The organism is Methanosarcina sp. DH1 (genome assembly GCF_020804205.1).
In the GTDB taxonomy this organism is placed as follows: Archaea; Halobacteriota; Methanosarcinia; order Methanosarcinales; family Methanosarcinaceae; genus Methanosarcina; species Methanosarcina vacuolata.
Genome location: NZ_WJBJ01000001.1, coordinates 1 through 25,990, shown reverse-complemented (window position 1 = coordinate 25,990; position 25,990 = coordinate 1). Strand labels below are relative to the sequence as shown.

Here is a 25,990-nt window from a genome sequence, read left to right as displayed (position 1 = left end):
GACCTTAAAAAATTGATGCGTAAACTGGATAGCGTAAACGGGATTATTGCTAAAAATCAAGCTGCTAGAGCCTCATTCAATTCATTGATAACCAGATTCATTTCATCCCCAAAAAGCTGGTACATTCTGCCTCGACCTCCAAGAGCATCAAAGGGAGTATAATCAAGGTCGTCGATTTCCAGATGAAAGCTGGTTGCTACATAATCTTTTATCGTACGGAGCCAGTTCATCTGGTCTTCATTAAATTTCAGAGTTACTGCCTGTTTTTTAAATACCCAGTCCTGAAAGTTCCGGTTCACGGTCTGGTCATAGGCCGTCAGCACAGGATCAATCTCGGTTATCCTGCGAATCAGGGAAACCAGAGCAGTCAATTCGTTTTTCGGGGAATTTCCATTCACCTTTTCCAGCTGCTCGTAAGCCTGCCAGACCCTCAAAGGAGCGAATTGGGGCTTTTCCAGCTTCAGTTTCTCCATCACTTCTTTTAACATCGAATAAGTAACTTCCCTGCGCCTGAAGGGCTGGTTGTAGAAAATCCTCAGGGCTGTGAGCTCATCTTTATTTGCTTCCATATACGCCTTAAAGTCATTAACCAGTTCATCCGCCCGTACCACAGCGTCTTTATCCCAGCCGGCTCTGTTAACGGTGTCAAGGTTCACGGTATCAATAATCTACTCATGGACTCTGCGGACATTTTCAATATATTCATTCAGCTCGCCTGAAAAAGTTGATCTGGCAGTATCAATCAGGTTTTCATGTCCTTTTTCTTTGCATCAGCGTCTAAAATTTCCGGCTGGAGTTGTTTAATCTCAGAAGCTTTGAGCTCAATGATGTCAGGATTATATGCATTGAGCAAGTCTTTAACTGTCTGATTGATCGTTTTTCCGTTCGCTTTTTCCGCAAAAGTAGCTCTTTCGTCTTCGTTTATTTGGTAGAATTAAGACAATTTGATAAGTATTTATTTTTAATGAATTTTTTGTAGTCATTTTAAAGTCTGGAATAGTTCTTTTTAATGATTAAACAATCCCAAAACACAAAATTATTTGTAACTATTCAGCCTGGGAAAAACAACATCAATCGCCATCTTTGTTATGATTCAATAGGCAAATATCTGGAAATTAATTTTAGTTGATTGTTGGCTATTGATGGCGTTTTTTCAATTTTCATTGATTACTAATCAGATTCATAGATTTCATCAAAATCTATATCAAGCAACTGATTTTGGCAAGCTGAATAGTTATAATTATTTCTGTAAATTGTGAATTTTTAGTAATCAGTCGAGTTTCAGATAATGGAAAATAGTTCTGAAAACCTGCGTGACATTGAAAAAAAATTGATTTAAAGATGAACTAATATTTATAATTCATACTTCTTCGGTTAAAGTGAGGAATCATGACAAATTATATCCATTCACATGGCATACATCAAAAATTCAAATAGACCTTGAACTGGAATACGGGATCGATTTTAGGCAAAGCAGCTGAAATTCGAGGCAAGTTTCGGTTATAAAATCGAAATCCTTCAGGCAAGAAAATTCATTAACCGGTGACCAATGATTAATAATTCAACCAGAGAATACCTCTCATCATACAAAAAAATCATAAAAATTAGTAATTATTATATGGTTATTTAGTAATAATAAATCCTTATGATAGGTAAGGATGACATTTCAAAAAGCTTAGATAAAATAAATCTAAAATGGGTGAAATTGGGAGTTATAATTAATTTTGTAATGCTCCTAATAGTAATAATTCAGCTTTTTAATGTTCAAATTCCTATGCCTTCTTTTGAAAAAAAAGAATACCAAATTTACAATACTGACCCAAAAAATTACCCTTTAGACCTATCTTTATTAAACACTAGTCCAGTATATTATGTAGTAATGGAAGTAAAAAATCCAGACGCAGACTATGGAACCATGTTAGATCTATCATACCTACGCTTTTCTATTGACACAGCAAATAAAGGCAAGAACAGCGTTGAAGATCCTGAATATAGGATTCTTATTTGTGATCCTTTAGGACGCATAAGAGGCATGTACCCAAAAGGTATTACATCTATTAATAATTTTGATGATTTGCTCCTAACAAAAGATGATATTTCATTAAAAGAAAGTGAAAAAGAGTTAAATTTTATATTTAAGATGCCTCCAGAAGATCAAAAAATATTAGGGAATTGGAGGATATACATATATCTTCTTGACAATAACTCAAATTCATTAGTCTCATATAATATCCAAGACATCAGAGTTATCGAGAATAAGTCTGCTAACTCAATTTATGATAGTGTGTCTACTTTATTTATCTTTGGTACAATTATGATTATGTTTGCAGATTTAATTCGAAATACAATTTCGAAACGGAAGCGAGATCAAAAGTAGTCATTATCTAGTAAGCAGAAATTAACCTTCTTCTAAACTATATATCGTACCTTTATGGCATATAGTTTAGATTTCCTGACTCTTTAATATGTGCTATAAGTCCTTCACTTGCGAACAAAAAATTTGACTTTTTTGTCTTACTACGTTTATAGAAATAGGACATTTTTTGTTATGACAACTTTAAGGAAATAGATACTGCGAGAATTCAACAGTTATGTACACTTTTTTGAGTTACCCACTACCCCAAAACTTAGTGCGAGGCATGGTATTCGAACCCACGAACCTCTTCGATACCAGACCTTAACATAAGGTAAGATAAAAAACTGAACTATGAAATAGGTGTGGTGAAGGTGTTGGTAGAAAACTTTACTCTCAATGCTTCTTTCTAACAAGATTGCAGACGTTATGACCTTTCATTAATAATATTTTTTATAAACTCTGAAAAAAAAGACCAATCATTGAGCTTGCCCGCAAAATGAAGTGAAGCCAACACGCAAAAAACAGCTTGTCGGCTTAAGCCCTGTTAGTTCATTGTTAAGACTGTGCTTCATTGTCTAATCCGTGGCAACAACCATCAAGTAATCGTATCAGAGCATTATATCCGCAGCAGAGCGAATCCTCCGGAGATAGCTCCTCTGGCGTTCCAGACCCTTTCCGGCTGCTGCCCGGGCCATAGGATCGGCATCTTTAGGTAAGCCGAATGATATGCAGGTCAGAACCTCAACCTGAACTACCGGCACTTGCCAGGTCTTGAACTCATCGTCGAAGAACTCCCTGCTCTCCAAATAATTCTTCTGCGTGCGCAGGTAGGCAGTGGCGCCGAACTTCCCGTTCTTATTGACGAATACCACCACCTTCCAGAAATCGGCAGGCAGAAGGTACTCATTGCGGTAAATCATATCGTCTTCTCGAAAGACAGGACCGGTGAATACCGATATCTGCGCATTGGCATTATCTGCGGTTTTCAGTATGTAGTCTTCTACTTCAAGCCAATCATGCTGGTTGAGGCGCTTGTGCTGAGGCGAGCAGTTAGTAAAATGGAATGTATCCTCTCCTGCGTCCCTGGCATTTGGCCCCCAGCAGGGGTCCAGCCGGCGAACCAGATGTCCTCGGTCAAGTGGATTGTCTTCATACAATTTGGGCCCAGCCTGATATTTCTGGTCGAGACGTGGATCAAAGTACCATTTGTCGCGGGTGCGTTTGATCTTCTCCAGCTTCTTGCCGTCAATATTGGCCGCGGTATAGAAAGCCAGCCTTCGATCGGCATTCATCACAATTGAAAAGTGCAGATAAGTGAGAATCTTACCTCCATCCTTGAGCGTTGCGACTTTGGACTGGAGATTATCGGCCAGTTTGGGAAGCGGCAGATGGTACAGAGAACCCAGGAAATCGGGGTTGTATCCATCTGCCAGGCTGTAATGTTCCATGGGCAGTTTTCCCAGCTCCATTACTGCATCGGGGATGGGTTCTGGGGCGGTTATGACCGCAGGTCCGACTGGACAGGTGCCATGGCTGCGAAGCCTCCTCAGAGCTTCGGCCGCCATCGGCTCGTTCTCACTGCGCGACTCCAGTGCCTGGAAGATGCGGCTGATGCGTACGCCCTCATTGGCCACCCAGGCAATGGTACTGGGATCGTCAATGTGTTCTCGATAGGGCTGACCGTCTGTCTTGAGGATGTTACCCAGAGCATCTTTCATCGGCACTCCTGAGTGGTGCAGGCCCACAACCAGCCACTGATCGTTGAATACGGGCGAGCCTGAGGCTCCGCATTGAGTGTCGGTCAGATAGTGCAGCCAGTCGTCGAAGATATCTACGACTTCGTTCTCCCGCAGGCAGCAATGTTTGAAACCGCCCTCAGGATGCTGAATAATAGAGACGTATTCGCCGGTCCGGACCTTACCGGTGTCTTCCACGAGACGTAGTAATCCGTAATCTATAAGCTCTGTCCCTTCTGTGGCAATGGGAGCCACGGATACAAATGTGAAGTCCATGTTTGGATCGGTGACGAAGACCTCGTCAGGTCGCAGGTCGAAGGATTTTGACATCTTTTTTCGACCGTTTATATCTTGTTCATATTCGAACTCTGCAAAACTCTTCCTTGCCAGCTCTGCTGTATCGAGGACATGGTTATTCGTTAGCAGCAGATTTGGGCCGACGAGAAAACCTGTACCGTAACCTTCTGGTCTGCCGAAGAGGTTCATGACCTGTATCCTGCAAACTGGTCTGGCTGCGAGTAGTCCAAGTTCCAGATAGGAGATATCAACAAGATCGCTCTTTCCCATGATCCTCTCCAGGGCTAAGTTATCATTTGGTTCAAGAAAGATCAGTCGTCTCTCTATGGGTTGTGCCTCTGTCAAGGGACTGATGATTTTGCGCCTGAATCTTTCGCCTGGTCGCTCCACTTCAGCGTCTTTTTGTCGTATATAATACCTTTCAGAGGCTTTTCTTTGTTGCTCTTCTTTTCGGGCATAATACCTTTCAGAGGCATTCCTCTGTTGCTCTTCTCGGGCATTTTCAAGCATATCCTTCTCCCCATCATAACCCAACAAATTGAAATAATTATAACCTGAGGGAACAGGCTTTAAGTTTTTGAATAAATTTATTAATATAATTTAGATATTACATTAAGAAGCAAATAATGTAATCCAGTTTATAGCATTTTTACACATAATTCATTATAATATTAGAAATAATGAATATAATTATTTGGAATTTTAAATTAGGATTAAATTTTTAGTAACTATTTAGCCTATCTAAAATAATACCAATAACCATCTTTTTAAATGTAGAATGTTCCAATTTTTGTTTTATGTCACACTTTTTGTTTTATTTTAGAATATCTCCTGTACATGTGCTCTTTCGGGATAGAGGACTGCACCTCCTTCCATATATCACGGAAGCCTCTCGATGTCACAGATCTAAAACATCGAATAGAAAATAATAAAACAGTTGCCAAAGAGGTGCTAACGTAGAGTAGTCATTATACTTATTATAATTATTTATAAACTATTCCTGAATATATTTAATCATCTGGATACAAACGATGGCCTAGACCTTCGTACGGAATATTTTATAAAAACTTTTAAATGAAACTTATTTTGGAAAATATATTGGGAATCATCTTTACATTTAAATACAAAAATTTTTACATATGCTTAAAAACAAAAACTGCAAATAAAAATTAATTTTAGATAAGTCAATTTTATAAAAATTAGTAATGTAATTTTTTCACAGTTTTGTATACTTTTTTAGCGTTGTGTATATCCCAAAATCTTAGTGCAAAGTACGTATTTGAACCTATGAACCCTGTCAATCCTAGATCCTAGCATGATTCTATTTTGAAAACTAGTGTAGAGTCAAACATAAAATATCATATAAAATCGATTGCAATTATTCGGGATCATTGAATTCTTAATGATTGACTTGACACTAAAAATTAAAAAGAGAATCATCGAACGTGACTCTCTCAATATATCTAATCCGGTAAATAGAAAGCCAGAGACTTTTCCCTGTAGAAAACCTGATGTATTTCAACTATATCTTCCCTCAAGCACATTCCTGATCGTCTTTACGGTCATGGCCCCAGGGGTTCCTTTCATATTATGGGGTGGCCATTCTCCTGACGTTATTTCTTCGGAATTTTCATCATGTTCGTCTTCGAGGAGCAGGATAACCTTTATGTCTTCAGGAATATCCTCGACCATTTTTGCTCCGCATCCCGTAAGTTCGCTAAAGGCTTCTCTTCCTTTTTCTTCATCAAAAGGTGCAGTACAACCTTTTACGATGTTTGTTCGAAAGCCCCTTTCAAGGAAACCAAGGCTATTAACGTATATGCAGACTTCCTCAACCAGACCCGTCATGAATACTTCATCGATTCCCAGCTCTGCAGCTTTCAGTTCGAGTTCGGGGTTCATAAAGGCATTTAGGTGATCTTTCGGAATCCTGATAACACTGACTGTTCCCCCTTTTACTACCTTTATTATTAGCCTGGCTATTTTGTCAACAATTGCCTTTGCCATAGGGGCTACAAGTTTTCCCTCATATAACGTTCCTTCATGTTCGTAGGTCTCATATACGAAATCATTAGTCATATCTATAATAACCAGAGCTTTCAAAGTTTCACCACTCCTCTTTGATTCCGTACCACATTTATTTTTATCGATCTTAATTTTAATTTATTGAGCCTATCCCAAAAGATATTTTATTCTTAATCGTTGAGGGGTCTCAAAGATATTATCATGATCTCGTGTTTGATTGAATATTAGAAATACAAGGCCCAAGAAGCAAATTTCAAGCTTTGGGATGAGCTCTAAATCAAGTTTTTGTGTACTATAGAGAAAATTGATCTTCCGATACGGAATTGTATATGTGATAACTTTTTAATTATATTTGATAATTTCTTAATTATACTTGAGAAATTTTAAATTATAGTTAATAACTTTTTAATTATAGTTGATGACTATTTAATTATACTTGATAATTTTTTAATTATACTTGATAACTTCTTGATAGTTGTAATTTTACAGAAAAATTAGCACACTGTCGTTTTTCAATAATTAGTATTGCATGTAATATATTTATAATAATGAATTTTAAAAAAAGAAAGCTTTTTAATTAATTCTCTATTTTTATTATTTGTTGTATTCTGAAATGATTTCGCAGATTCAAAACCATTTGAAATTTCAACATTCAATACAGCAGCAGTCGAGCTGAAAGATTAAATGTTGAATATATTTAAGCTTCACTTTGGTAATGTGGAATGATTATGTAAAAGAAAAAAAATTCGAAGTTGAAGCGAAATAGTATATCATCCGATACAATAGGTTATTGTAATAAAAAATTAAAAAAGTGAACTGATTTTGGAATAAAACATTATTTTCATTATTACTTTTTATAAAGAGGACTAAAAAATGGAAGATTTTTCGTCAGTGGGAGATAAAAGTACTCTTACAACCCCCTCAGATGTGAGTACAGTACCAATTTCATCAGAAGATAATACTATAGCAGATTCCCCAATATCCAGTACTCCTGTACCCCAGCAAAAACCTAAGTTTTCAAATATTGCCCGGAAATTTATTTATTTTTTTGTAGGATCAATATTTGTGTTTGCGGGGTTGAGTATGTTATCAGAAGGATTGTTTTTTGGGAGTTTAGTTTGCTTTTTAATTGCAATTACAACTTTTAAATTTGAAGTTGGTACTCTAATAGCTCCACCGCAACCAAAGTTTTCACACATTGTCTTGTATATAGGTTATCTTATTGTAGCATCAATTAGCTTTATTTTTGGGTTATTGACCATAGTAGGTACTCCGATAGTGGGTATATTGTTTATTTTGATGACAATTATATTTTTAAATTTTGCTTTTTTGTGGAATCCTGAAGAACAAATAAGCCGTTCAGAGATCGCCTGGAAGAATTTTTTGAAAGGATTAGAAAAGGGGTTAGAAAAAGGGGTAGAACAAAAAAGACCAAAAATAAACAGATCAAGAGATATAAATCCAGGATCAGATAAGATAAATGTCTCCGGAACGAATTTTTTTAGCTGGTTGACAAAATGGTTAAAGCGAGAAAGACCAAAAATAAGCCGGCCAAGAGACCTAAATGCAACATTAACTAAAATAGATGTGATGGAAGGCGAGGATTTTGAAAACTTTTTGAAGTCTGTTTTTGAAAACTTAGGATATTCAGTAAAAGGGACCAGAAGAACAGGCGATCAAGGTGCAGATCTTATTCTATCAAAAGATGGAAAAAAAACTGCTGTTCAAGTTAAACGTTATTCAAGTAAAGTTTCAAATAAAGCAGTACAGGAAGTTGTAGCATCTAAAGCTTTATACAAATGTACTGAAGGTTTGGTAGTTACGAATAACTATTTTACAAATTCTGCAATTGAATTAGCTAAAGCGAATAGTATAGGTTTAATTGACAGAGACGAGCTTACAAAAATCATTAAGAAAGCATATATTTAAACAACGGTTGATATACGGTGACGGATGTTAGTGCCATATCTGTCACCGTTTGTTGTTATTACATAATACAACTACTTCTGACTTCTAATGCAAAATCGATAGCTTTCAGGCAAGAAAATTCCTTAACCGATGATTTCTGAACCGATGATTTCTGAACCGATGATTCCTTAACCGATGATTTCTGAACCGATGATTCCTTAACCGATGATTTCTGAACCGATGAACAATGAATCCCTTTTCTGCCTTAGATTTTTACCGACCTTAGTCCACAGGCATATAGTTTGCCTCGATAACTTCACCCTCTTTCATTTCTCTTTGTCTTCCGAACAAATTCTTTGTGGTGAACACGATCCATCTCCAATGAAGTGCAATGTGGGCAACAAAGAAAACCAGCATCAGGATTCCAACTTTATCATGGATCAATCTTAAGATTTGGCCTGCTGCATGGTGGTTGAAGAACATTATAAGACCTGAATAACCAACCAAGGCAAATTGAATGAAAAATGCCAGGTCTACGAGATAGTTGAGTTTTACTTTTCTCGACTTTTTGATTTGTTTTTCTTTTCTGAAAAAGTTCTTTGTGGTTAACACGATCCATCTCCAATGGAGTGCAATGTGGGCAACAAAGAAAACCAGCATCAGGATTCCAACTTTATCATGGATCAATCTTAAGAGTGAACCTGCAGCATAGCGATTGAAATACATTATAAGACCTGAATAACCGACCAAGGCAAATTGAACAAAAAGTGCCAGGTCTACTAGATAGTTGAGCTTTATTTTTTTCATCTCCTCCCTCCTTTTTACTATTTACAGCGACATTTTTGTAAGATTATCAATTTCAGTCCGTCTGATTGATTTTCGTTTTATTGATTTTTGCTTCACGAACCGTTACATAGCGGTTCTGCTGTTCTCCAATGACTGCTGTGCGCTCCCTTAATTGGCAGAAAAAGAAATAAAGATACTTGCAAAAAATAGACGTAAATAGAGGTTTACTTTCAATTTAAAAGTTAAAAAACTCATTTACTTGCAAATAAAGCTTAATTAAGGAATATTTACCTGAATATAAAAACTTTTAACCTATGTTTCTTAATTGTCTGTTTAATAAGAACCAGAAATTCAGGAGAAGAAAAAAAACTTTCCAGAAGATGAAATACTCCCAGAATTAAGGTAAAATCAGGTTAATTCTTGTTGGGCACTCATGAATATCCTCTTTCCTGAATGCAGGACTCCTTACTTTATTACCGTTGATAGGAATAGTAAACATTGTTTTATCCGGAATCGTAAACACAGAGTATTACTTAAATAAGCCTTCTCCGATTTTTTCAGAAAAATATTAGATATAATGAGTAAAACTTGAATGTAAATAAAAAATTAATTATATGGGGAAGTTTGGGATTTCGTAGTGATCGCTTTCACTATGTCTTCATATATAAAACTTTTGCAAATAATTTTTAATGAACGGTTCCAGTTTTAGCTACTCCAGCTTTCAAGTATGTCCTGTTAGCTCGGGCATCGGCCTAAGAAAATCCGAGAAGTCCTGGAAAATTTTTGCCTTTCAATCTAAGGTAAAATTCCGAAACTGGGGCAAAGTCCTGAAAAATAACACTCTAAAACCTAGTTTTGTCGAAGGAAACGGCTTCTATGAAAGGTCTAAAGATTTTTTGAGAAGACCCCCTAGCAAATAATACTTTACTGAGATTTAATTTTTTACTTAAAATGCAATTAAAGATTAAATTCAATAAATAACGCCTAGAAAAGCTTCATTGATAAATTAATTCCTTATATCTCCTATTTTTGCTAAGTATGCTTTTATTATTAAATGCAAATGAAGGAGATGACTGCCTTCTCCTAGAAACTGACAGGTAAGGCATCTGCATCTAGCAGATACCTTTAATCCTGTATGGCTCAATGGGAATGAAGCAAATAGAAACAGGATACCTCGCCACTCTTAGCGACCATTAGATCAACACAAAAGTTCACCATTGAGAAGCGATAGAAGGGAGCAGTCAAACCTACACTCCAGAAAATGAGGCACTATGCAGCTTGCAGGTGCCTCAAAAACGAAGATCGATTTAAATCCTACTCCATAGATGAGGCACTGTGCAGCTCGCAGGTGCCTCAAAAACGCATATCACTAAACGCATATCACTAAACGCATATCACTAAACGCATATCACTAAACGCATATCACTAAACGCATATCACTAAACGCATATCACTATTATCCGTTACTAATCCTGTAATTAAAGAAGGACAGTTAAATAACAGTAAAACTTAATTACAGTATAAAAAAGATAATAATGTATTATAGGATTCGATGATTCAGGCAGATGTAAACAAAATCAAAATTAATCCGACAACTCTGAAGCATGAACATGGTTTAGAGGGTATGTATGACGCTTATCAAGATCATAGAGATATTTAAAAAGAAATTAAATACCTCAATTTTAAAGCCACTTGAGAAAGCAGCAGATTTCTACAGTGAATCGGAGAATGATTCCAAAATAAATGGTCCAGGGGGGTTCACGAAAAATAGCCCTTACGGCAGTCCAGCCCGTAATTTTGCTAAAAGTCCTGATTCAGGGAATGCCTCCAGGAACGTAGAGATTCCATTTATCAAACTGACCGATGTCTGGAAAATTTATCAGATGGGAGAAGTTGAGTTTGCGGCCCTTAAAGGAATAAACCTTGAGATTTATGAAGGGGAGTTCCTTGTAATCCTGGGCCCCAGTGGAAGTGGAAAAAGCACGCTTATGAATTTGCTGGGCTGTCTGGACATGCCATCAAAAGGTACTGTTTGCCTGAATTCTAAAGACATCTCAGAACTAAGTGAATCCGAACTCGCCGTCGTCCGAGGACAGATGATTGGCTTCATATTCCAGAGCTTTAACCTCCTTCCAACCCTGAATACGGAAGAAAACGTGCTCTTACCTATGGAATTCCAGGAAGAGGATCGAAAAACCGCCCGACAAAAAGTCTCATATCTGCTTGAAATTGTCGGACTCTCAGATAAGAAAAAGAACCTTCCATCACAGCTTTCAGGCGGACAGAAGCAGAGAGTTGCAATAGCTCGCTCCCTCGGTGTAAACCCGCCCATAATCCTGGCAGATGAGCCCACAGGAAACCTGGACAGTAAAACAGGAGATTATATCCTGGATTTTCTGGACGGGCTGCAGAAACGTGAAGGTAAGACGATCATCATTGTAACACATGACCTTGAACTTGTAAAATATGCAACAAGAATTGTGTACATCCGAGACGGCGAGATTGAAAAAATAGAAACACGTCCGAAAAACGAACAAAGTATGAAAAATGAACGAGGTACGAAAAATGAAATAAATCTAAATTGAGGAATTAAAATGAAGAAGTGCTCTTTACTAATATTTTTACTGCTGTTTTCAGCGTTCATATACCCTGGGGCTGGGACTGCGCTTGCCTCTAATGGGGACATAAAGTCTGCATCTCTGGAAGTAAACCTGGCTAAACAGAACCCTGATACTGCCCGTCCTGGAGAACCTGTTGAACTCACAATCAGCGTGCAAAATGTAGGAAACACTGACCTGAAAGACATTGCTGTCACAGTTAACCCTGAATATCCTTTCAGTAAGGTTTCCGGAGAAGACATGACAAAAAAAGTCTCCTACCTGAATGCACGGCAGGATGATGACGATGCAGCGGTCCTTAAGTTCAAGCTTATGACAGATGCCAATGCTTCAGAAGGCACATATGATATCGATATTACCACCACTGCTAAAGAAAGCGGGTCCTCATTAAACACGATTACTACTACAAAAACCGTCCAGCTTGAGGTAAGGGGTAAAGAGTACGCTCAGATTGTTACCATAAACAAAGCAAGCATTGACCTGGCACAGGAAGAACCTCTGGAATTCATAATAACAAATACCGGAAACTCACCTCTGAAAAACATGGTAGTTTCCTGGAAAGACCCAAAAGGGGTAATTCTGCCGGTATATTCGGATAATACAAAGTACATCAAGTACCTGGCTGCAGGTGACTCCGTAACCATATCTTACTCGGTAATGGCAGATGTAAACGCAGACCCTGGACTCTATACTCTGGATGTAGACCTCAAATTTGAAGACTATGAATCGAATGAGAAAAGCATTGCTACCACAGCAGGGCTTTTCGTTGGTGGGAAAACTGATTTTGATGTTTCTTTTTCAGAAAGTGACCAGGGAGAAGTTTCCCTTTCAGTTGCAAATGTGGGCAACAACATGGCTTATTCCGTGAAAGTTTCAGTCCCTGATCAGGATGGTTACAGGGTATCAGGAAGCTCTTCAACGATTGTTGGAAACCTTGAGAAAGGTGACTATACAATTGCATCTTTCAATGTTGTGAGCACACAGAGTCCTGGAAGTGCTGAAAGTGGAGGAACACCAGGGGTTGCAAGAGCAAGCGAGAAAGACGAAAATGTGACTTCCACGGTTTCCAATCCCCTGAAAGTTCAGATTGAATATACGGATGCAAGAGGGGAAAGAGTAACGGTTGATAAGGAAGTAGAACTCGAAACGAATACCGGGAATGTAACTGCACAGGGACGAGGAAGAATAGGAGCGGCAGGTAACAGCGGTGTATTCAGTTCATATCTGATTTATATTGTTTTAATAGCGGTTGCAATAGCAGGTTTATTCGTTTACCGCAGAAAAAAACAGGCCGAAAGCGAGAAAAAATCCGGAAATAAAAAGTCTGAAGACCAGAAGCACGGCTCAGGAACAGGTTCAGGGACAGGTTCAGGGACAGGTTCAGGGACAATTAGAGATTGAAAAGGAAATCTCCATAGAAAATGGAGGGTGCAAGATGAAAAACACAAGCCTTTTCAAAAAACTGCTTGTCTGCAAGCCTTTTTAAAAAGGCTTAAGCGAAAATCCCAGCAACGAACGGAAAGATGCGAGATGAGAAACTCAACGTACCTGAAAATGGGTCTGAACATGCTTGTGCATAGCAAGCTCCGAAGCTGGCTGACCATTATTGGAATAGTTATAGGGATCGGATCTGTTGTTGGCATCCTCTCTCTTGGAGATGCTATGCAGGAACAGGTGCAGAGCAGGCTCGCCGAAATGGACCTGACGAAGATAACCATAAGTCCGGGGTATACCAAAGCGTCATCCAACATGCCTGGCCCTCCTGGGATGAGGGGTTCATCAACAGATGCTGAATTAACAGATGATGACATCGAGGCTCTCCATGGCCTGGATGGAATACAGTACATAGCAGGAGATATTTCCGGCAGTGAATCAGTGATTTACGCAGCTCAAAATGCAACTCTCTCAATTACTGGTGTGGACCCTCAGGTCTGGAAGTACATGACTACCCTGAAAACACAATCCGGAAGATTGCTTGAACCGGCTGATAAATATGTTGCAGTTATAGGAAGCGGGGTTGCAAGTGGAATTTATGACCAGGAAATAGGGGTCAACCAGGTAATAACTGTAAACGGTAAAGCCGTGCGCGTTGTCGGCATCCTGGAAGAAGAAGGTGGACGTGGAGACCGAAGCATTTACATGCCGATCGATGGGGCAGTAAACCTGCTTGATGACGCAGAAGAAGGTGTTTATGATAGCATCACGGTGAAAGCCAGGAGTGAAGATCTGGTTGATGAACTGATGGAAGATATCGTGGATAAACTCATGGTTTCAAGGCACATTATTCAGGAAGATGACAGGGATTTTTCAGTGACAGCTTCTAAATCGATGGCCGAGTCTGTTACCGAAATGACGAGTTCAATGACCCTGTTTCTTGGAGCTATTGCAGCCGTATCCTTGCTTGTAGGAGCCGTTGGGATTGCAAACACGATGTTTACCTCTGTCCTGGAAAAGACAAAAGAGATCGGGACCATGAAAGCCATTGGGGCAAAAAACATGGATATACTAATGATTTTCCTCTTTAATTCCGCAATGGTTGGCCTTGTTGGTGGTATCCTTGGAGATATTCTTGGAGCATTTGTTTCAACTCTCTTCCCTATGCTGGGTCTACAAATGATGAGAGGAGCAAGTTCCGGTTCTTCCGAAATTTATTTTGCTCCTGACCTGATGGCTTTCGGGCTTCTACTGGCAATTTTAATAGGAGTAATCTCAGGAATCGTCCCTGCATACAGGGCTTCAAAGTTAAAACCAGTAGATGCACTGAGATACGAATAAACGGAAAAGAAAAGGAATCGCCTCTTTCTTAATTTCCTGCTTAATTTGAGACGAAGAAGAAAACGGAAGGTGTAGATTATCAGATATCGCAGTACCGGGAATCAAGAGTTTGACTGAGTTGCCGGACTCACTGATTTTCGGAGAAAAAACTCTAGAGAAAACTCTAGAAATGTTCTAAATCAGTTAAAGAGTCACGGTTTAACCTCAATAAAACTTTGAAGATTTCTACATTTTTCGTCTCCTGCTTCCATTCAGAAATTCTTAATCTATATAGAAAATTTGTGGAAAAAATATGCATTACACTGAGAAAAATTTATGAATTTTATGAGGAAGCCTCAGAACCTGAGTTTCAGAACCTGAGTTTCAGAACCTGAGTTTCAGAACTGGGCTTTTGACATGTTGAATCATGAACAGAAAAAATTAGTGTGAGAATATGAAGAAATTGCAAAACATACTGGTAGATGATTGAATGAGAAAAATGAATCTAATTTTGACAGCTGCCCTTATATTGGCTATATTTCTTTGTACTGGTGCGAGTGCTAGAAACGTAGACATGGGAAGCAGTCCAGAATACAGGAATACTCTAGATTGGTTATCTGTTGAACCTCAGAATCTTGGGGTTCAGTGCTGCAGTTTCATAGGTACTGTTGAAAGTGGAGTACATGAGTTTCAAAACTTAAATTCGAGATTTTCTCTGTCTCCTGGAGGAAGAAACGTAAATATGCCACAAAATTTCCAACCCACTTATAATAACGGAAGACCTCAACAGTTACCTTCGACTGTCTCCAGAGAAGGAAATTCAGGAGGGATGCCTCCTGACATGAGAGCGAGGAGTTTTCTGGATGAACAAAACATAACGCAGCAAAACACTTCCTATTATCAATCCTGTGTTACCCCATATGCAGATGCTGTAACCTCTTACCTTGAGGAAAATGATCTTGACGATAAGTACGAGATCTATCAAGCCGCTTTATCGTGGACCTGGGTATCCGATGAGACCCTGAACGGTGTAGATGAAAAATGGCTTACTCCAACAGAGTTTCTTGATGAAACCCCTGCATATTCCAGCAATCCGGATTATGGAGAGCCTGTCAGTGATTGTGAAGAACAGGCAAACACTCTTGCATCCCTGCTGATTGCTTCGGGAGAATATAATGAAAGTACCGTGCGTGTGGCTATAGGAAAAGTAGATTTTGGAAATGTCAGTGGTGGACACGCCTGGGTAGAAGTTTATGAAGACGGGGAATGGTTCCCGCTTGACCCAACTGAAGGACCCTACTACGATGATGACAATTGCTCTATAGTGTCTGCGGATGTATCAGACATCGATTATGATGAGTACCTGGAAAGTACATATCCGGCTGTAAGAGTCTGGTATTATTTCAATGACAAGTACTTTATGGAAGTAGGAAAGCAGAACGGAGATGTTCCAACATTCTGGGACGAACAACCTGAAAGTTATCCTAACTGAACACCTGGCGGATAAGGTATTTTTAATCTTCGCAGAATTATCAAGTGTTTTAGATCCTTGAGAAATCGGTATTCGAAAAAAGAAGGGAAGGAACACCTCAAAGATTTTCGTTCTTTTCATTTAAGGGAAACGAAAAACCAGAGGCACTTCCTTTCATGCTTCATTTTTGAGCCTTAGATTACTCAGATTATCTTGCAGGGATCGAAAAATTTCTTTTATTGGAAGCTATTTCTTCTTCTATTTTTTCTTATTTTTTAATGATTAACAGATGTAACAAGTCTTACTTATTTAGAGTTAAACTTAGTATATTTTCTTACGCATTGACTCCTATAAGGTGAGGGCATCTTTTAAAACTTTTATAGTATATATTTTTTTCGTAAGATGGGCGTTTCAAAATTAGTCTTTTTAAATATAACCTGATTATTATTTTTTAGTATCCGAAAAAGGAAGTATGATCAGGAATACATGTAAATATAACTTATAAAAAATATATGCAATGGTAATGCTATAAGAGTGGGTTTACAGGTCGATTTCAGGCAAATAATGTGAAAATATATAAAGATTTTCAAAGAGGTTTTTGGGTGTTATACAAGAAAATACCAATTCAAATGTATGAAAACTTCCACAATATATTCAGTGGAAGTAATCAAAATACTTTAAAAATCTGCAGGGAATGTGGTGGAGTGTGCGAGCATAATAAAATCGGAACTCTGTTGCCCGGGGAAGAGGAATATATGGCAAAAAAACTGGGTATAAGTGTTTCGGAATTCAAAATTCGCTACCTTGATGCTCTGAAAATGGATGACGAAACTTTAATACATGTATTAAAATTAGGGAAGTTGTGTCCATTTTTAAGTGAAGAAAATAAAGAATGTGAGTGCCGGAATTTTAAGCCTATATTCTGTAAAATCTATCCTGTAGTTTTGACGCTTGAAGATAACAAAATAAATTTTACAATAGATAAACGGTGCAAACTGTCAAGAAAAAAAGCTTGCAGGCTTTATTTTGAAACTGCCATCCCGCTTTTGTTAAGCCTTGCAATTCCAATAGAATGGTTAAGACATGTAATTAGCTATGATAATCTCTGCTTTGACTACGATCAATTGAAAAAATACAGGCGCGGAAAAAACAAGTATGCAATTTTTTCTCTGGAAGAATTGTTGAGTTTGCAGAAAGCCGAGATCAAAGCCACCAGTCTGCGTGCTGACTTCAGTCGTGATTTTGGCCAGAAAGTTGAAGAACTCGTTTTTTAACTTTAAACTGGAATGGTCGAGTCCAAGCGCTTGCAGGGGTTTGAGTTCGCGATCTGGCAAAATCAAATTTTTATTTTTCAGCTTTCCTATCTTTTTCAGCTTTTTTGTTTATCGGACTTACGGCACGTGGAGTACAAAATCAAGCACTTTCGACATTGTGACTTGTTTAGTGTTTCAGACAGTTGAAGGTTTAATGCTATTGATTTCTCAGTTCAACTGCGTAAGTCCTAATTTTTTTCAGCTTTGTTATATTTTCCGCCGTTTTATCTTTTAACTCTGCACTTTACTATCTAACCTGGCAGTCCCATCTTCGACTTTAATACCTTCTATCGGAATCACGAAAGCAAAGGTGCTCCCCTCTTCAGGTTCGCTCTTGAACCATATATATCCCCCGTGCAACTGTACAATCTGTTTAACCAGAGAAAGACCAAGTCCAGTTCCCTGAAATTGCTTTGACAAAAATGAATCCACCTGGCTGAAAGGCTTGAAAAGTTTACTCTGATCCTCAGGTTTAATCCCGATTCCTGTATCCGTGACAGTTATTTCTACCATATCTCCCTTTTTTCTTGCCCATATTTTTACAAACCCGTTTTCATAGGAGAATTTTATGGCGTTATCCACAAGGTTGTACATTATCTGAACAAAACGGGCTTCGTCAGCATAGATATTGGAAAGGCTGCTATCTATATCGATTTCAATTTGAATATTTTTCCGATCGGCTATAGGAGATAAAAGATTTTTGATGATGTGAAGCTTACTGGCAAGATCAAACTGTTTATAGCTTAGCTCCATTTTTCCAGCTTCTATTTTAGAGAGATCCAGGATGCCATTTATTAAATTCAGAAGGTGTTTTCCACTTTTTGAGATGTTCCCGACGGATTTTAGCTGTCTTTCATTCAGTTCGCCGTAGACCTGTTCATACAGAAGGTCAGAAAACCCTATAATAGAGTTAAGCGGGGTTCTTAGTTCATGGCTCATATTCGCCAGGAATTCGCTCTTGGTGCGATTTGCGGCTTCTGCGATTTGCTTTTCCTGAAGCAGGGTTTCTGCGGCTTTACTTTCCGTAATGTCCCTACACATTTCGAGGACTCCTATAATCTTTCCACCCTCTTCAGTTACAGGAATTGCCTGAACAATCCAGACTCTGCCATCTTTCCCAGTAAATTCTCCTGATTTTTTATTACCTGTCATGAAAATCTGTTCAAGATCCAGGGAGTCAAATAATGGGATACTTATATCAGGGGTATTCTTAAGGCGTTGACCCATTGCTTTTTGAAGATCTATCTTCATAAATTCCAGTGCAGCTTTGTTCGCCCAGATAATATAAAGTTGAGGGTTTACGAAAATAGCCAGCTCATTTAGAGAGTCAAGCAGGACCTTCTTTTCTCGTTCCTGTGCCTTTAACTCCTGTTCGGCAAGCTCTATTTCATTTAACATTCTGTTTATTTCCTTTGAGAGACGGTAAAGTTCATCGTTGTTTTTAAGAGGCAATCTTCGGGAAAGATCCTTTTCCGACCGGACTTTAGTAACAAAATTATCAATTCCTATTAACCTTGAGATAAATAACTTATCAAACGCAAATTTAACCCCTACTCCGGTCATGAGACCGGTTAGCAAAAGGAAGAAATACATGTTATTCAGGGTTTTCTCACCGTACTTATAGAGTTCTCTTGGAAAATCCGCCCTTATAATAAGAGCAGGCTTGCCTGATACATCTAGCAATTCAAAATAGCCAGCTACTTTATTTTCGCTAAGGGGTTCGACAATAGTTCTATCCGGGTTCTCTGAAAGGCTTTTTAATTTGGTCTGGAAATCAGGAGGCAAATCTTCATCAATTCTGTACATTAAAAGGGAAGAACGAGTAGAATCTTTGAAATCATTAAGAAGTACGTCGTCGAAATATCTCCCAAAAATCAAGGTGCCTTTCATAGGCCCATTATATTTTGTCGTAAGGATCGGATGGCAGGCAACAAACATAGGATCTTCATCGAGCAAAACGAAACCGCTCTTCTTGTCATTTTCGGATTTTGAAAGAAGAGTTCCGTCTTCAACCATTCTAAGAAGCTTTTTCGGAATTGGTTTTTCCTCTCCAGTATACATATCTACTGATTTTGCATAGACAACAGATCCGGATTTATTTACAAAAAGCATCACATTAACCTTAATTCCTGTAAGAGTTTGATTCTGAAGGTTTACTTCCGTATAATTCGGATTTTCGCATTCAACAAAACTGCAAGTATCATCCCAGCAAGCCCAATCCTGTACTGTACGATTAAGATATCCCTGCTCGGTTGAAATGACATTTTGCACCCTTTCTACATTGTCCGCGGTGTCCACTTTTTCAAGCTCTAAAAAATTGGAAAGCTGCATATTATGGGTGAGTGTAAACGCAGCTGTGAGAACGCCAAAAATTAAGAAAGTTATTAGAAGAACCTTTTTACTAATATCTATTCCAGACACCCCAAAAACTTATTATAAGAACTAGTGTCTTGGCAATTTAATTGTTGAGCATAATCCTGGTAGCTTCTCATCAGAATACAATGATTTTGAGCTCATTAGATAATTAATGAATCTATCCCAAAACTCAAAATTTGTTTTCTATATTTTGTATTTCAAGTGACGAGCCGAGCTTCTGATCGTGAAAATAATCGAAGTAGTCCTTATCGGAGTGATCCTGATAATTGAGAGCAAAAATGGGTTTTGGGATGAGCTTAATAACTAAATTTTCTGACACTAGTTTGAAAGTAATATATTATTGATATTAAAAAGGTGAGAAAGTATATAAATTTTAGTAGATGTTAGACAGAGTTTAAGATCAATTGAGGTTTGTTCTTCCTTTTTCATTAAGGAATTCTACCTAAAGAGATAAGATAAATGAATAGGCTTTCAATAAAAGCTTAAGCCAGCTTCATTATTGTTTTTCAGTTGTAACGTCTCGGGCGTTCAGGTATGATTGTTCAGTAATTTTCGGATTTCCTCTTATGTTCACAACTTTCATATCAAAAGTACGGGCAAACTCTTTAACATTTGTATGAAACTCCGGACTGTCTACAAGCCCGCTATCGATTTTTGCAGCCAGACAGTAGAGTGGATTTTTCAGATAATAGTTGTTGAAGTCCCGGTTCCCGTTTTTATTTTCCAGCTTCTTCCAGCTAGAAGCCCACATTGGGGTCAGGTAGATCGTGCCCATGCCCTGGAATCTGGTCATAGCCCTTGCATAAGCCTCGTTTCCTCCAAGCGCCAGACTGATGCAGTCCTCTATGATTTCTCCGTTTTGGTCTTTCAGGAAGAAAAGAGGACATTCCAGATCCGAGAAATCTTCTTCCAGTTTTCCAAGTGCATGTCCGCAGATCCCATAAAAAACCAGGATTCTGTCGGAAAAGGACGCCATTTCATGGATATTTCTGTAAACTTCAGCCTTTAAAATCTCAAGATCGGCATGCAGGCCCAAGCTTAACAGGTTTACGACAACAATACCCTCTTCCCTGAGTTTCTTTTTCCTGCAAAATTTTTTGAGGATCGGGAAGCTTGAAAGAAGCCTTGCAGGAAATATGAAACCAGGGCTGGAGCTCCTTTTCAGGAGCATTGGTACCCTGTCCAAAAAAGCTGTTCTTGGGTTGCAATTTCTCAACCTGAGCTTACGGAGAAAACCTGAGCTTTCCCGGTTTTCCACAACGATTAGCTGCTGTAACTCACGGTCTTTTGATAATACATGTACAAGCTCGTCTTCGAGCATTCCACAAGCAACAATGCTCAGTACAGACATAATTCGGATGTCCTTCCTTGTAACTTTTTTCTGGAATCCTTTCTGGAAGTTTTATTTTCGTGATTTTTTCTGGTGAATCTTTGTTTCCAGGATTCTGTTATGTAATTTTATGTTTGAGATTTTTCTTTGTAGATCTCTATACCCAGATAATCTTCTATACCCAGATAATCTTCCATACCCAGATAATCTTCCATACCCGGATAAACTTGTATGGTAAAATCCAGGGCATTAACAAATTTGCCTATGAAATCAGTCATAAAAAATTTATCGTTATTTACAGATAATATGCAATATTAATAAAAAGATTTTAGAAAACAAAAGAAAGTAAGTAGGAACAGGAAGAATAGATACCTGTCCCTTATTTCCGTCTACCGTTCTGTTTTTGTTTATTTTTTTTTGAATTCACAGGGAGTTTTGTATCAGGAGTGACTCCGTAATATTTTGTCCTTGCGGCTCCCCAGATGCAGCCGTTTTTCCCGAAGATTTTCAACTCAATATTCTGGATAGCCTTGCAAATTTTGTTTCCTTCTCTTGCACCCTTGCAGACTATACAGTACTTTTCACAAAAAACAGGGGCATCTTCCTTATTTTCAACCATTTCAACACTCTCAGCCATAGTTTATTCTTCTTATCCAGGTACTTATGGGTGCTTATCCAGATATTATGCTGAAGATATGGTTAAATTTGATTAGAGTAATTTCTTTCCTGCTTCAGGGCCGGGAGCGCACTGGAATACGTCGCTAATCCTTACTTCTATAAGGTTCTTTGCAGGAAGCCCGGGCTTTGCTGCATGCACGATTGCTTTCATTTTTTCAAATTTTTCTCCGGAACTGATAATTTCAGCCTTACCTTTTATCTGGAAGCAACCGCCGGTGTCTGGTCCCCATACATAGACTGCCACGTTTGGATTTTCCTTAAGGTTTGCCAGTGATTTGGCCATGAAGTTATCTGATATCCAGATTGTTTCATCATCTACAAGCTGGCAGAACCCTATGGGTACCACATTCGGAATTCCTTCTTTTGAGGCCGTAGCTACGGGAAAGATCTTTACCTTCGAAAAAGCCGTTTTCATCTCTTCATTTAATTTTACCATGATATCACCATCAAGATGGTTGCAGTATAAATTTATATATTTAAGCGTCAGAATTGTGTATCGAAAGTCGGATTTATGTATTTTAATAACCTTCCTAGAAAAGGTTAAGTCGAGCTTTAAAATATAAAGGGGGAAACATTGAAGCTCAATGACAATGGAGAATCTTGGAGTAGACGTATTCAAAAAATACAGTTTAATAATATTTATTAAATCTTGATGACGTCAAAACCTGTTATCTCATAATGTTTCAACAAATTCTTAACATTGTATTTCCACCCTTTTGAAATTCATATGCTACCTTTATTTCCTCTACATCTCGATTTCTTGCCCTTAAAAAATTAATTATAGGCTCGACATATGGTGATCGGTCGGCGTTTACGTCCAGTAGCGGAAATATTCTGACCTCATTTGAAACCCTGCACAATTCCTCTACCGATTTCAAATGAAACTCCAGTGATAGGTTTTTTGTATAGAGAAATAACAAATGCGAGCACAGTGCCAGATCAAACTCTTTATCACTAAAAGGCAGAAAGGGAAGTTCACCAGGTACATACCTATTTTGCACCACGCCTCCTGAAAAATCTTTTAGAAATTTCTCCATAGCTGACATTCTTATTCTTCCAAGTTCTTCAACTGAGCCAATTTCTTGCCAGATAAATTTATCCTGGTTTTTCTGGGTCTGATCAATAATGTCATTATAAGTTTCATGAATTCTCGGTCTAATCTGATCAGCACTGAAAAAGTAGACAGGATCAACTGATATGATATTTCCGCCTCGTTCTGTAAGTTCGGCATTGAAGCTCGCAGGTCCGTCTCCACAACCCAGGATATTTCGCTCGAGATCGTCAGGTGTTAAGTTAAACATTCTGACGTATTCTTTGAGAGACCTTCCCCATGGCTTGATATTATGATACATAATTGTCATAAGCTGTACACTAGAGTACATATATATACAAAATATATAAATTAGTATTCCCCAATAACGAGCCAATCCAATAATTAACTTTGCCATGTAATTATAAAAGTTTACGGACTGTTTTGAAACGTTGTCATTAATCATGGTTAGAAGAATAACCAGGTTTAGAGGCTGTCTCAGAATTCAAACTAAACAAATTATTAATTAAATGTTAATCTCCAGCTCGGCGGACACCAGCGTAAATGAGAATTTACTTTTCAGTGGCCTAGCTGTCTTTTTAACATAATTTTCCTGCAAATATAGATAAGATTATATCAAAAGAACATGTATTATGAAATGAAAATTTAATTATAAAGTATATCTTTTAAATATATATTTGGGGGGAAAAAATATTAGAAAATCTGGAACTCTTGTAGTTTTACTTTTAGCAATAGTATTTATTTCCGGCTGTGCGGAAAATGCTCAGGAAAATAAGACCAGGAGTGAAGAAATGGTAACTCCGGTAGAAGGTGCTACCCCTGGTGTAACAGAACAAGTTACAGAATCGGCAGATGGGGACACTGGAGAAGGGTTACTGTCTGGTCAGGAAGAAACTTCCCTGGATGAAGGGAAAGAAGTCATAATCCCGGGTGAAGAGAACTCGAGCCAGGGAGTGTTGGATGAAGAAAACTCGGGCCAGGGCAATGAAACTTCTTCTGAAAACCAGGTCCTGGATAACAATCAGACAATTATTTATACTGCAGAAGAAGCAGGATATACAACCTTTGCTTCACTTGCGAGGGATGCAGGACTTGAATATACTCTTAATGAAGGAGGGCCTTATACTGTTTTTGCTCCTACTGACATAGCTTTTGAGAGCCTTCCAGAAGGCATGCTTGACGACCTTCGTAATGATAGAAATAAGCTGAACCGTGTGTTAACCTATCATGTGATCAATGGAGAATACAGGGTTGCAGATCTTAAAAATATTGATTCTTTGTCTTCCCTGGAGACCGAAAAGCTGGCTGTGAATACCACAACTGACGGAATGATAATGGTAGGAGATGCAACTGTAATAGAGCCTGACATCGTTGCAGCTAATGGAGTAATACATGGGATTGACAAAGTAGTGATTCCATTAGAAGTCTGAAATAGAAACCCGGAACAGAAGCAAAGCTTATGTTGATTCAAAGATCATGTTGATTTAAAAATCATGTTGATTTAAAGATCATGTTGATTTAAAGATCATGTTGATTTAAAGATCGTGTTGATTTAAAGATCATATTGATTTAAAGATCATGTTGATTTAAAGATCATATTGACTTCAGATAACTTTGATTTGCTTCTTTTATTCCTTTTTTACCTTACTTCTTAGATAGTTATCCTGTCAGTCAGCTTACTGTCAGCGACCTTTTTTGTTCAGTTTTGCTAGCCAATTATTATTCTATTAGTCAAGTTTTATTCAATCTCGTCGGCCAGGCTTTTATCATCTGATTGCTCACAAACTTTAAGACAATTGCATAGAAGAGTTCAGGAGATCTCAGAAGCATGAAAATAAATCACATTAAGTACGAAGGGATTATTTTCAGCATTGGCTGTTCCCAAAAATTAAAATGCAGGTTTTATAGGTTCACCTGCTCCCTGTACCCGAACTTAACGCTGTAATCAAGATAATAGATAACTTCTGGCTCGATTTTTATCATGATACTCTCCGGGTCAGGGGGCATGTCTGCAGCAACCGGAAATTTGGCTGCCATTATTTCCCCTACTTCTCGGAGTTCATTTTCATTGGTAACGATTGATGCCTTTCCTTCAATCTGAAGGGCCTTCATATCAAACCAGTCTGGATCATCCTCGTCGACAGTATATGCTACATAAGGATTTTGCATAATATTCTGGACTTTCCGGGTATTCTTATTGGTTGCCACGTATACAATAGCATCTTCGGATACATATGCCATTGTATGTGCCATTGGCCTGCCCTGCGGGCTTACGGTTGCAAGGTTCAGGTAGTAATGATTTGAAAGGTACTCGTAAATCTTATCTTTAAGCTTTTCTGCCATAGTCCCCACCAAAATGTTTGTAGCTCTCAGCTAAAACCCCAATTGATTGGATTTTTACCCCGGTTCTGCCATTAATATTATAAATTCGGCGTAGTTTTTCTAATCCCGTGATATGACTTCCAATCTTATGACTTCCAATCTTGAACAATTTTCGACTCTCTAACTCTCTAATAGACTCTGTAATAAGTATTAAGTCATGTAATAATTAAAAGTCCTTAAACAAACTTTTAGTCCTATAATACAAAAAAGGAAAAACGCGGTTCATTCTGTCTTTCCCCCATACAGTTTAGAGGGACAAAATTTATAAATTTTACTTATATCTTCAGTCGGTGGTAGTATCAAGGTTATAGCTTCATGATTTTTCCCAGAGTATATCAAAAAGATAGTGAAATAAGACTTACAGAGATAACACAGGACTGAAAGAGTTAAAGAAAGGCCGAAGGAAGTTAAAATAAAGGCCAAAAGAAAACAAGAAATGACTGAAGAGATTTAAAAAGGATTGGAAGAACAAAAAGAAGTCTTATTTAAGACTTTCTCTTCTTTCTGCATTCTTTTAATTTTTCTTCCAGGCGGATACGAGATATGAAGACTCCAAATTGTGTTGCAATGGTTTCAATGACAGTGCGCACGCTATCCGGAATCTCGAATTCAAGGCTCGAAGCAAGACAAAAAGCTGCAATAACCTTTTTTCTTGATTTTACGGGGATAACTGCGGTAGCCCTGAGATTTTCATGTCTGAGTGCATCGTCTCTTGACGTGAGAAGCAGATCTATGTGTTGTTTGTATACAGGCTGCCCTATCATAACAAGTTTCGTATTAGGGGAATTGGCACTGTAATGGGAGGCATACTCGACAAAATTAGGAGAAAAACCACGGTGAATGGCAAGTGTCATATCTCCTGTTTCTTCATCGATAAGATAAATTCCTCCAGCATTGATCTSATCTATC

At 38.1% G+C, this 25,990-nt stretch carries 21 protein-coding genes; 8 read left to right on the top strand and 13 right to left on the bottom strand.

Annotated features, from left to right (window positions below):
* Window positions 1–56 precede the first annotated feature (56 nt).
* Complete coding sequence (locus tag FXW07_RS00105; RefSeq protein ID WP_229393161.1) at window positions 57–656, bottom strand: type I restriction-modification enzyme R subunit C-terminal domain-containing protein; 600 nt, start codon at window positions 654–656, stop codon at window positions 57–59.
* 989 nt (window positions 657–1,645) lie between these two features.
* Here FXW07_RS00105 and FXW07_RS00100 point away from each other — a divergent pair.
* Window positions 1,646–2,377 (top strand): hypothetical protein, encoded by a 732-nt coding sequence (locus tag FXW07_RS00100; protein ID WP_229393160.1) that lies wholly within the window; start codon window positions 1,646–1,648, stop codon window positions 2,375–2,377.
* Window positions 2,378–2,964: 587 nt separating this feature from the next.
* Here FXW07_RS00100 and FXW07_RS00095 read toward each other — a convergent pair.
* The 3 genes from FXW07_RS00095 to FXW07_RS00085 all read right to left on the bottom strand — a co-directional run bounded on the left by FXW07_RS00095 (window position 2,965) and on the right by FXW07_RS00085 (window position 6,492).
* Window positions 2,965–4,659 carry a DNA/RNA non-specific endonuclease gene (locus FXW07_RS00095; RefSeq protein WP_229393159.1) on the bottom strand — a complete coding sequence of 565 codons (1,695 nt, stop codon included), beginning with the start codon at window positions 4,657–4,659 and terminating at the stop codon, window positions 2,965–2,967.
* A gap of 71 nt (window positions 4,660–4,730) precedes the next feature.
* Complete coding sequence (locus FXW07_RS00090) at window positions 4,731–4,895, bottom strand: hypothetical protein (protein ID WP_229393158.1); 165 nt, start codon at window positions 4,893–4,895, stop codon at window positions 4,731–4,733.
* Between the two features lie 1,012 nt (window positions 4,896–5,907).
* Entirely contained in the window at window positions 5,908–6,492 is a 585-nt protein-coding gene (locus FXW07_RS00085) for an isochorismatase family protein (protein ID WP_229393157.1), read from the bottom strand.
* A gap of 795 nt (window positions 6,493–7,287) precedes the next feature.
* Between FXW07_RS00085 and FXW07_RS00080 the strand changes: the two genes are divergently transcribed.
* The gene (locus FXW07_RS00080) at window positions 7,288–8,343 is read left to right on the top strand and encodes a restriction endonuclease (RefSeq protein ID WP_229393156.1); all 1,056 of its coding nucleotides are present in this window, start codon (window positions 7,288–7,290) and stop codon (window positions 8,341–8,343) included.
* A 261-nt stretch (window positions 8,344–8,604) separates the two neighbouring features.
* On the opposite strand, the gene FXW07_RS00075 is transcribed toward FXW07_RS00080, so the two are convergent.
* Complete coding sequence (locus FXW07_RS00075) at window positions 8,605–9,129, bottom strand: DUF4405 domain-containing protein (RefSeq protein WP_229393155.1); 525 nt, start codon at window positions 9,127–9,129, stop codon at window positions 8,605–8,607.
* 1,607 nt (window positions 9,130–10,736) lie between these two features.
* On the opposite strand from FXW07_RS00075, the gene FXW07_RS00070 reads away from it, so the two are divergent.
* The 5 genes from FXW07_RS00070 (at window position 10,737) to FXW07_RS00050 (ending at window position 17,225) form a co-directional block, all read left to right on the top strand.
* Window positions 10,737–11,693, top strand: a complete 957-nt coding sequence (locus tag FXW07_RS00070; RefSeq protein WP_276573339.1) for an ABC transporter ATP-binding protein — start codon at window positions 10,737–10,739, stop codon at window positions 11,691–11,693.
* Window positions 11,694–11,702: 9 nt separating this feature from the next.
* Complete coding sequence (locus FXW07_RS00065) at window positions 11,703–13,127, top strand: COG1361 S-layer family protein (RefSeq protein WP_229393154.1); 1,425 nt, start codon at window positions 11,703–11,705, stop codon at window positions 13,125–13,127.
* A 129-nt stretch (window positions 13,128–13,256) separates the two neighbouring features.
* The gene (locus tag FXW07_RS00060) at window positions 13,257–14,501 is read left to right on the top strand and encodes an ABC transporter permease (protein ID WP_229393153.1); all 1,245 of its coding nucleotides are present in this window, start codon (window positions 13,257–13,259) and stop codon (window positions 14,499–14,501) included.
* A 508-nt stretch (window positions 14,502–15,009) separates the two neighbouring features.
* Window positions 15,010–15,972, top strand: a complete 963-nt coding sequence (locus FXW07_RS00055) for a transglutaminase domain-containing protein (RefSeq protein WP_229393151.1) — start codon at window positions 15,010–15,012, stop codon at window positions 15,970–15,972.
* Between the two features lie 581 nt (window positions 15,973–16,553).
* Entirely contained in the window at window positions 16,554–17,225 is a 672-nt protein-coding gene (locus FXW07_RS00050) for a YkgJ family cysteine cluster protein (protein ID WP_229393149.1), read from the top strand.
* A 270-nt stretch (window positions 17,226–17,495) separates the two neighbouring features.
* Here the strand turns inward: FXW07_RS00050 and FXW07_RS00045 are convergent, their stop codons facing one another.
* The 6 genes from FXW07_RS00045 to FXW07_RS00020 all read right to left on the bottom strand — a co-directional run bounded on the left by FXW07_RS00045 (window position 17,496) and on the right by FXW07_RS00020 (window position 23,009).
* Window positions 17,496–19,685 carry a CHASE4 domain-containing protein gene (locus FXW07_RS00045; RefSeq protein ID WP_229393147.1) on the bottom strand — a complete coding sequence of 730 codons (2,190 nt, stop codon included), beginning with the start codon at window positions 19,683–19,685 and terminating at the stop codon, window positions 17,496–17,498.
* A 451-nt stretch (window positions 19,686–20,136) separates the two neighbouring features.
* Entirely contained in the window at window positions 20,137–20,991 is an 855-nt protein-coding gene (locus FXW07_RS00040) for a DUF1638 domain-containing protein (protein WP_229393144.1), read from the bottom strand.
* Window positions 20,992–21,098: 107 nt separating this feature from the next.
* On the bottom strand, window positions 21,099–21,248 hold the full coding sequence (locus FXW07_RS00035; RefSeq protein ID WP_229393142.1) for a hypothetical protein: 150 nt from the start codon (window positions 21,246–21,248) through the stop codon (window positions 21,099–21,101).
* A gap of 101 nt (window positions 21,249–21,349) precedes the next feature.
* Window positions 21,350–21,589, bottom strand: a complete 240-nt coding sequence (locus FXW07_RS00030) for a hypothetical protein (protein WP_229393265.1) — start codon at window positions 21,587–21,589, stop codon at window positions 21,350–21,352.
* A gap of 90 nt (window positions 21,590–21,679) precedes the next feature.
* Complete coding sequence (locus FXW07_RS00025; RefSeq protein WP_229393140.1) at window positions 21,680–22,084, bottom strand: pyridoxamine 5'-phosphate oxidase family protein; 405 nt, start codon at window positions 22,082–22,084, stop codon at window positions 21,680–21,682.
* A gap of 247 nt (window positions 22,085–22,331) precedes the next feature.
* Window positions 22,332–23,009 carry an SAM-dependent methyltransferase gene (locus FXW07_RS00020; protein ID WP_229393138.1) on the bottom strand — a complete coding sequence of 226 codons (678 nt, stop codon included), beginning with the start codon at window positions 23,007–23,009 and terminating at the stop codon, window positions 22,332–22,334.
* A gap of 367 nt (window positions 23,010–23,376) precedes the next feature.
* Here FXW07_RS00020 and FXW07_RS00015 point away from each other — a divergent pair, with 367 nt between their 5' ends.
* A complete protein-coding gene (locus FXW07_RS00015) occupies window positions 23,377–24,129 on the top strand; it encodes a fasciclin domain-containing protein (RefSeq protein ID WP_229393136.1) in 753 nt (250 codons plus the stop codon).
* Between the two features lie 472 nt (window positions 24,130–24,601).
* Here FXW07_RS00015 and FXW07_RS00010 read toward each other — a convergent pair whose 3' ends face one another.
* Entirely contained in the window at window positions 24,602–25,042 is a 441-nt protein-coding gene (locus FXW07_RS00010) for a pyridoxamine 5'-phosphate oxidase family protein (protein WP_229393134.1), read from the bottom strand.
* Window positions 25,043–25,566: 524 nt separating this feature from the next.
* A partial coding sequence (locus FXW07_RS00005) for a GAF domain-containing protein (RefSeq protein ID WP_229393132.1) occupies window positions 25,567–25,990 on the bottom strand: 424 nt, incomplete at its 5' end.

Excerpts from the sequence above, each read along its gene's own strand:
- FXW07_RS00030 (WP_229393265.1), bottom strand. The coding sequence starts at position 21,589 with ATGGTTGAAAATAAGGAAGATGCCCCTGTTTTTTGTGAAAAGTACTGT.
- FXW07_RS00035 (WP_229393142.1), bottom strand. The coding sequence starts at position 21,248 with ATGACTGATTTCATAGGCAAATTTGTTAATGCCCTGGATTTTACCATA.
- FXW07_RS00070 (WP_276573339.1), top strand. The coding sequence starts at position 10,737 with ATGACGCTTATCAAGATCATAGAGATATTTAAAAAGAAATTAAATACC.
- FXW07_RS00060 (WP_229393153.1), top strand. The coding sequence starts at position 13,257 with ATGAGAAACTCAACGTACCTGAAAATGGGTCTGAACATGCTTGTGCAT.
- FXW07_RS00075 (WP_229393155.1), bottom strand. The coding sequence starts at position 9,129 with ATGAAAAAAATAAAGCTCAACTATCTAGTAGACCTGGCACTTTTTGTT.
- FXW07_RS00095 (WP_229393159.1), bottom strand. The coding sequence starts at position 4,659 with ATGGGAAAGAGCGATCTTGTTGATATCTCCTATCTGGAACTTGGACTA.
- FXW07_RS00100 (WP_229393160.1), top strand. The coding sequence starts at position 1,646 with ATGATAGGTAAGGATGACATTTCAAAAAGCTTAGATAAAATAAATCTA.
- FXW07_RS00010 (WP_229393134.1), bottom strand. The coding sequence starts at position 25,042 with ATGGCAGAAAAGCTTAAAGATAAGATTTACGAGTACCTTTCAAATCAT.
- FXW07_RS00020 (WP_229393138.1), bottom strand. The coding sequence starts at position 23,009 with ATGACAATTATGTATCATAATATCAAGCCATGGGGAAGGTCTCTCAAA.
- FXW07_RS00040 (WP_229393144.1), bottom strand. The coding sequence starts at position 20,991 with ATGTCTGTACTGAGCATTGTTGCTTGTGGAATGCTCGAAGACGAGCTT.
- FXW07_RS00025 (WP_229393140.1), bottom strand. The coding sequence starts at position 22,084 with ATGGTAAAATTAAATGAAGAGATGAAAACGGCTTTTTCGAAGGTAAAG.
- FXW07_RS00080 (WP_229393156.1), top strand. The coding sequence starts at position 7,288 with ATGGAAGATTTTTCGTCAGTGGGAGATAAAAGTACTCTTACAACCCCC.
- FXW07_RS00065 (WP_229393154.1), top strand. The coding sequence starts at position 11,703 with ATGAAGAAGTGCTCTTTACTAATATTTTTACTGCTGTTTTCAGCGTTC.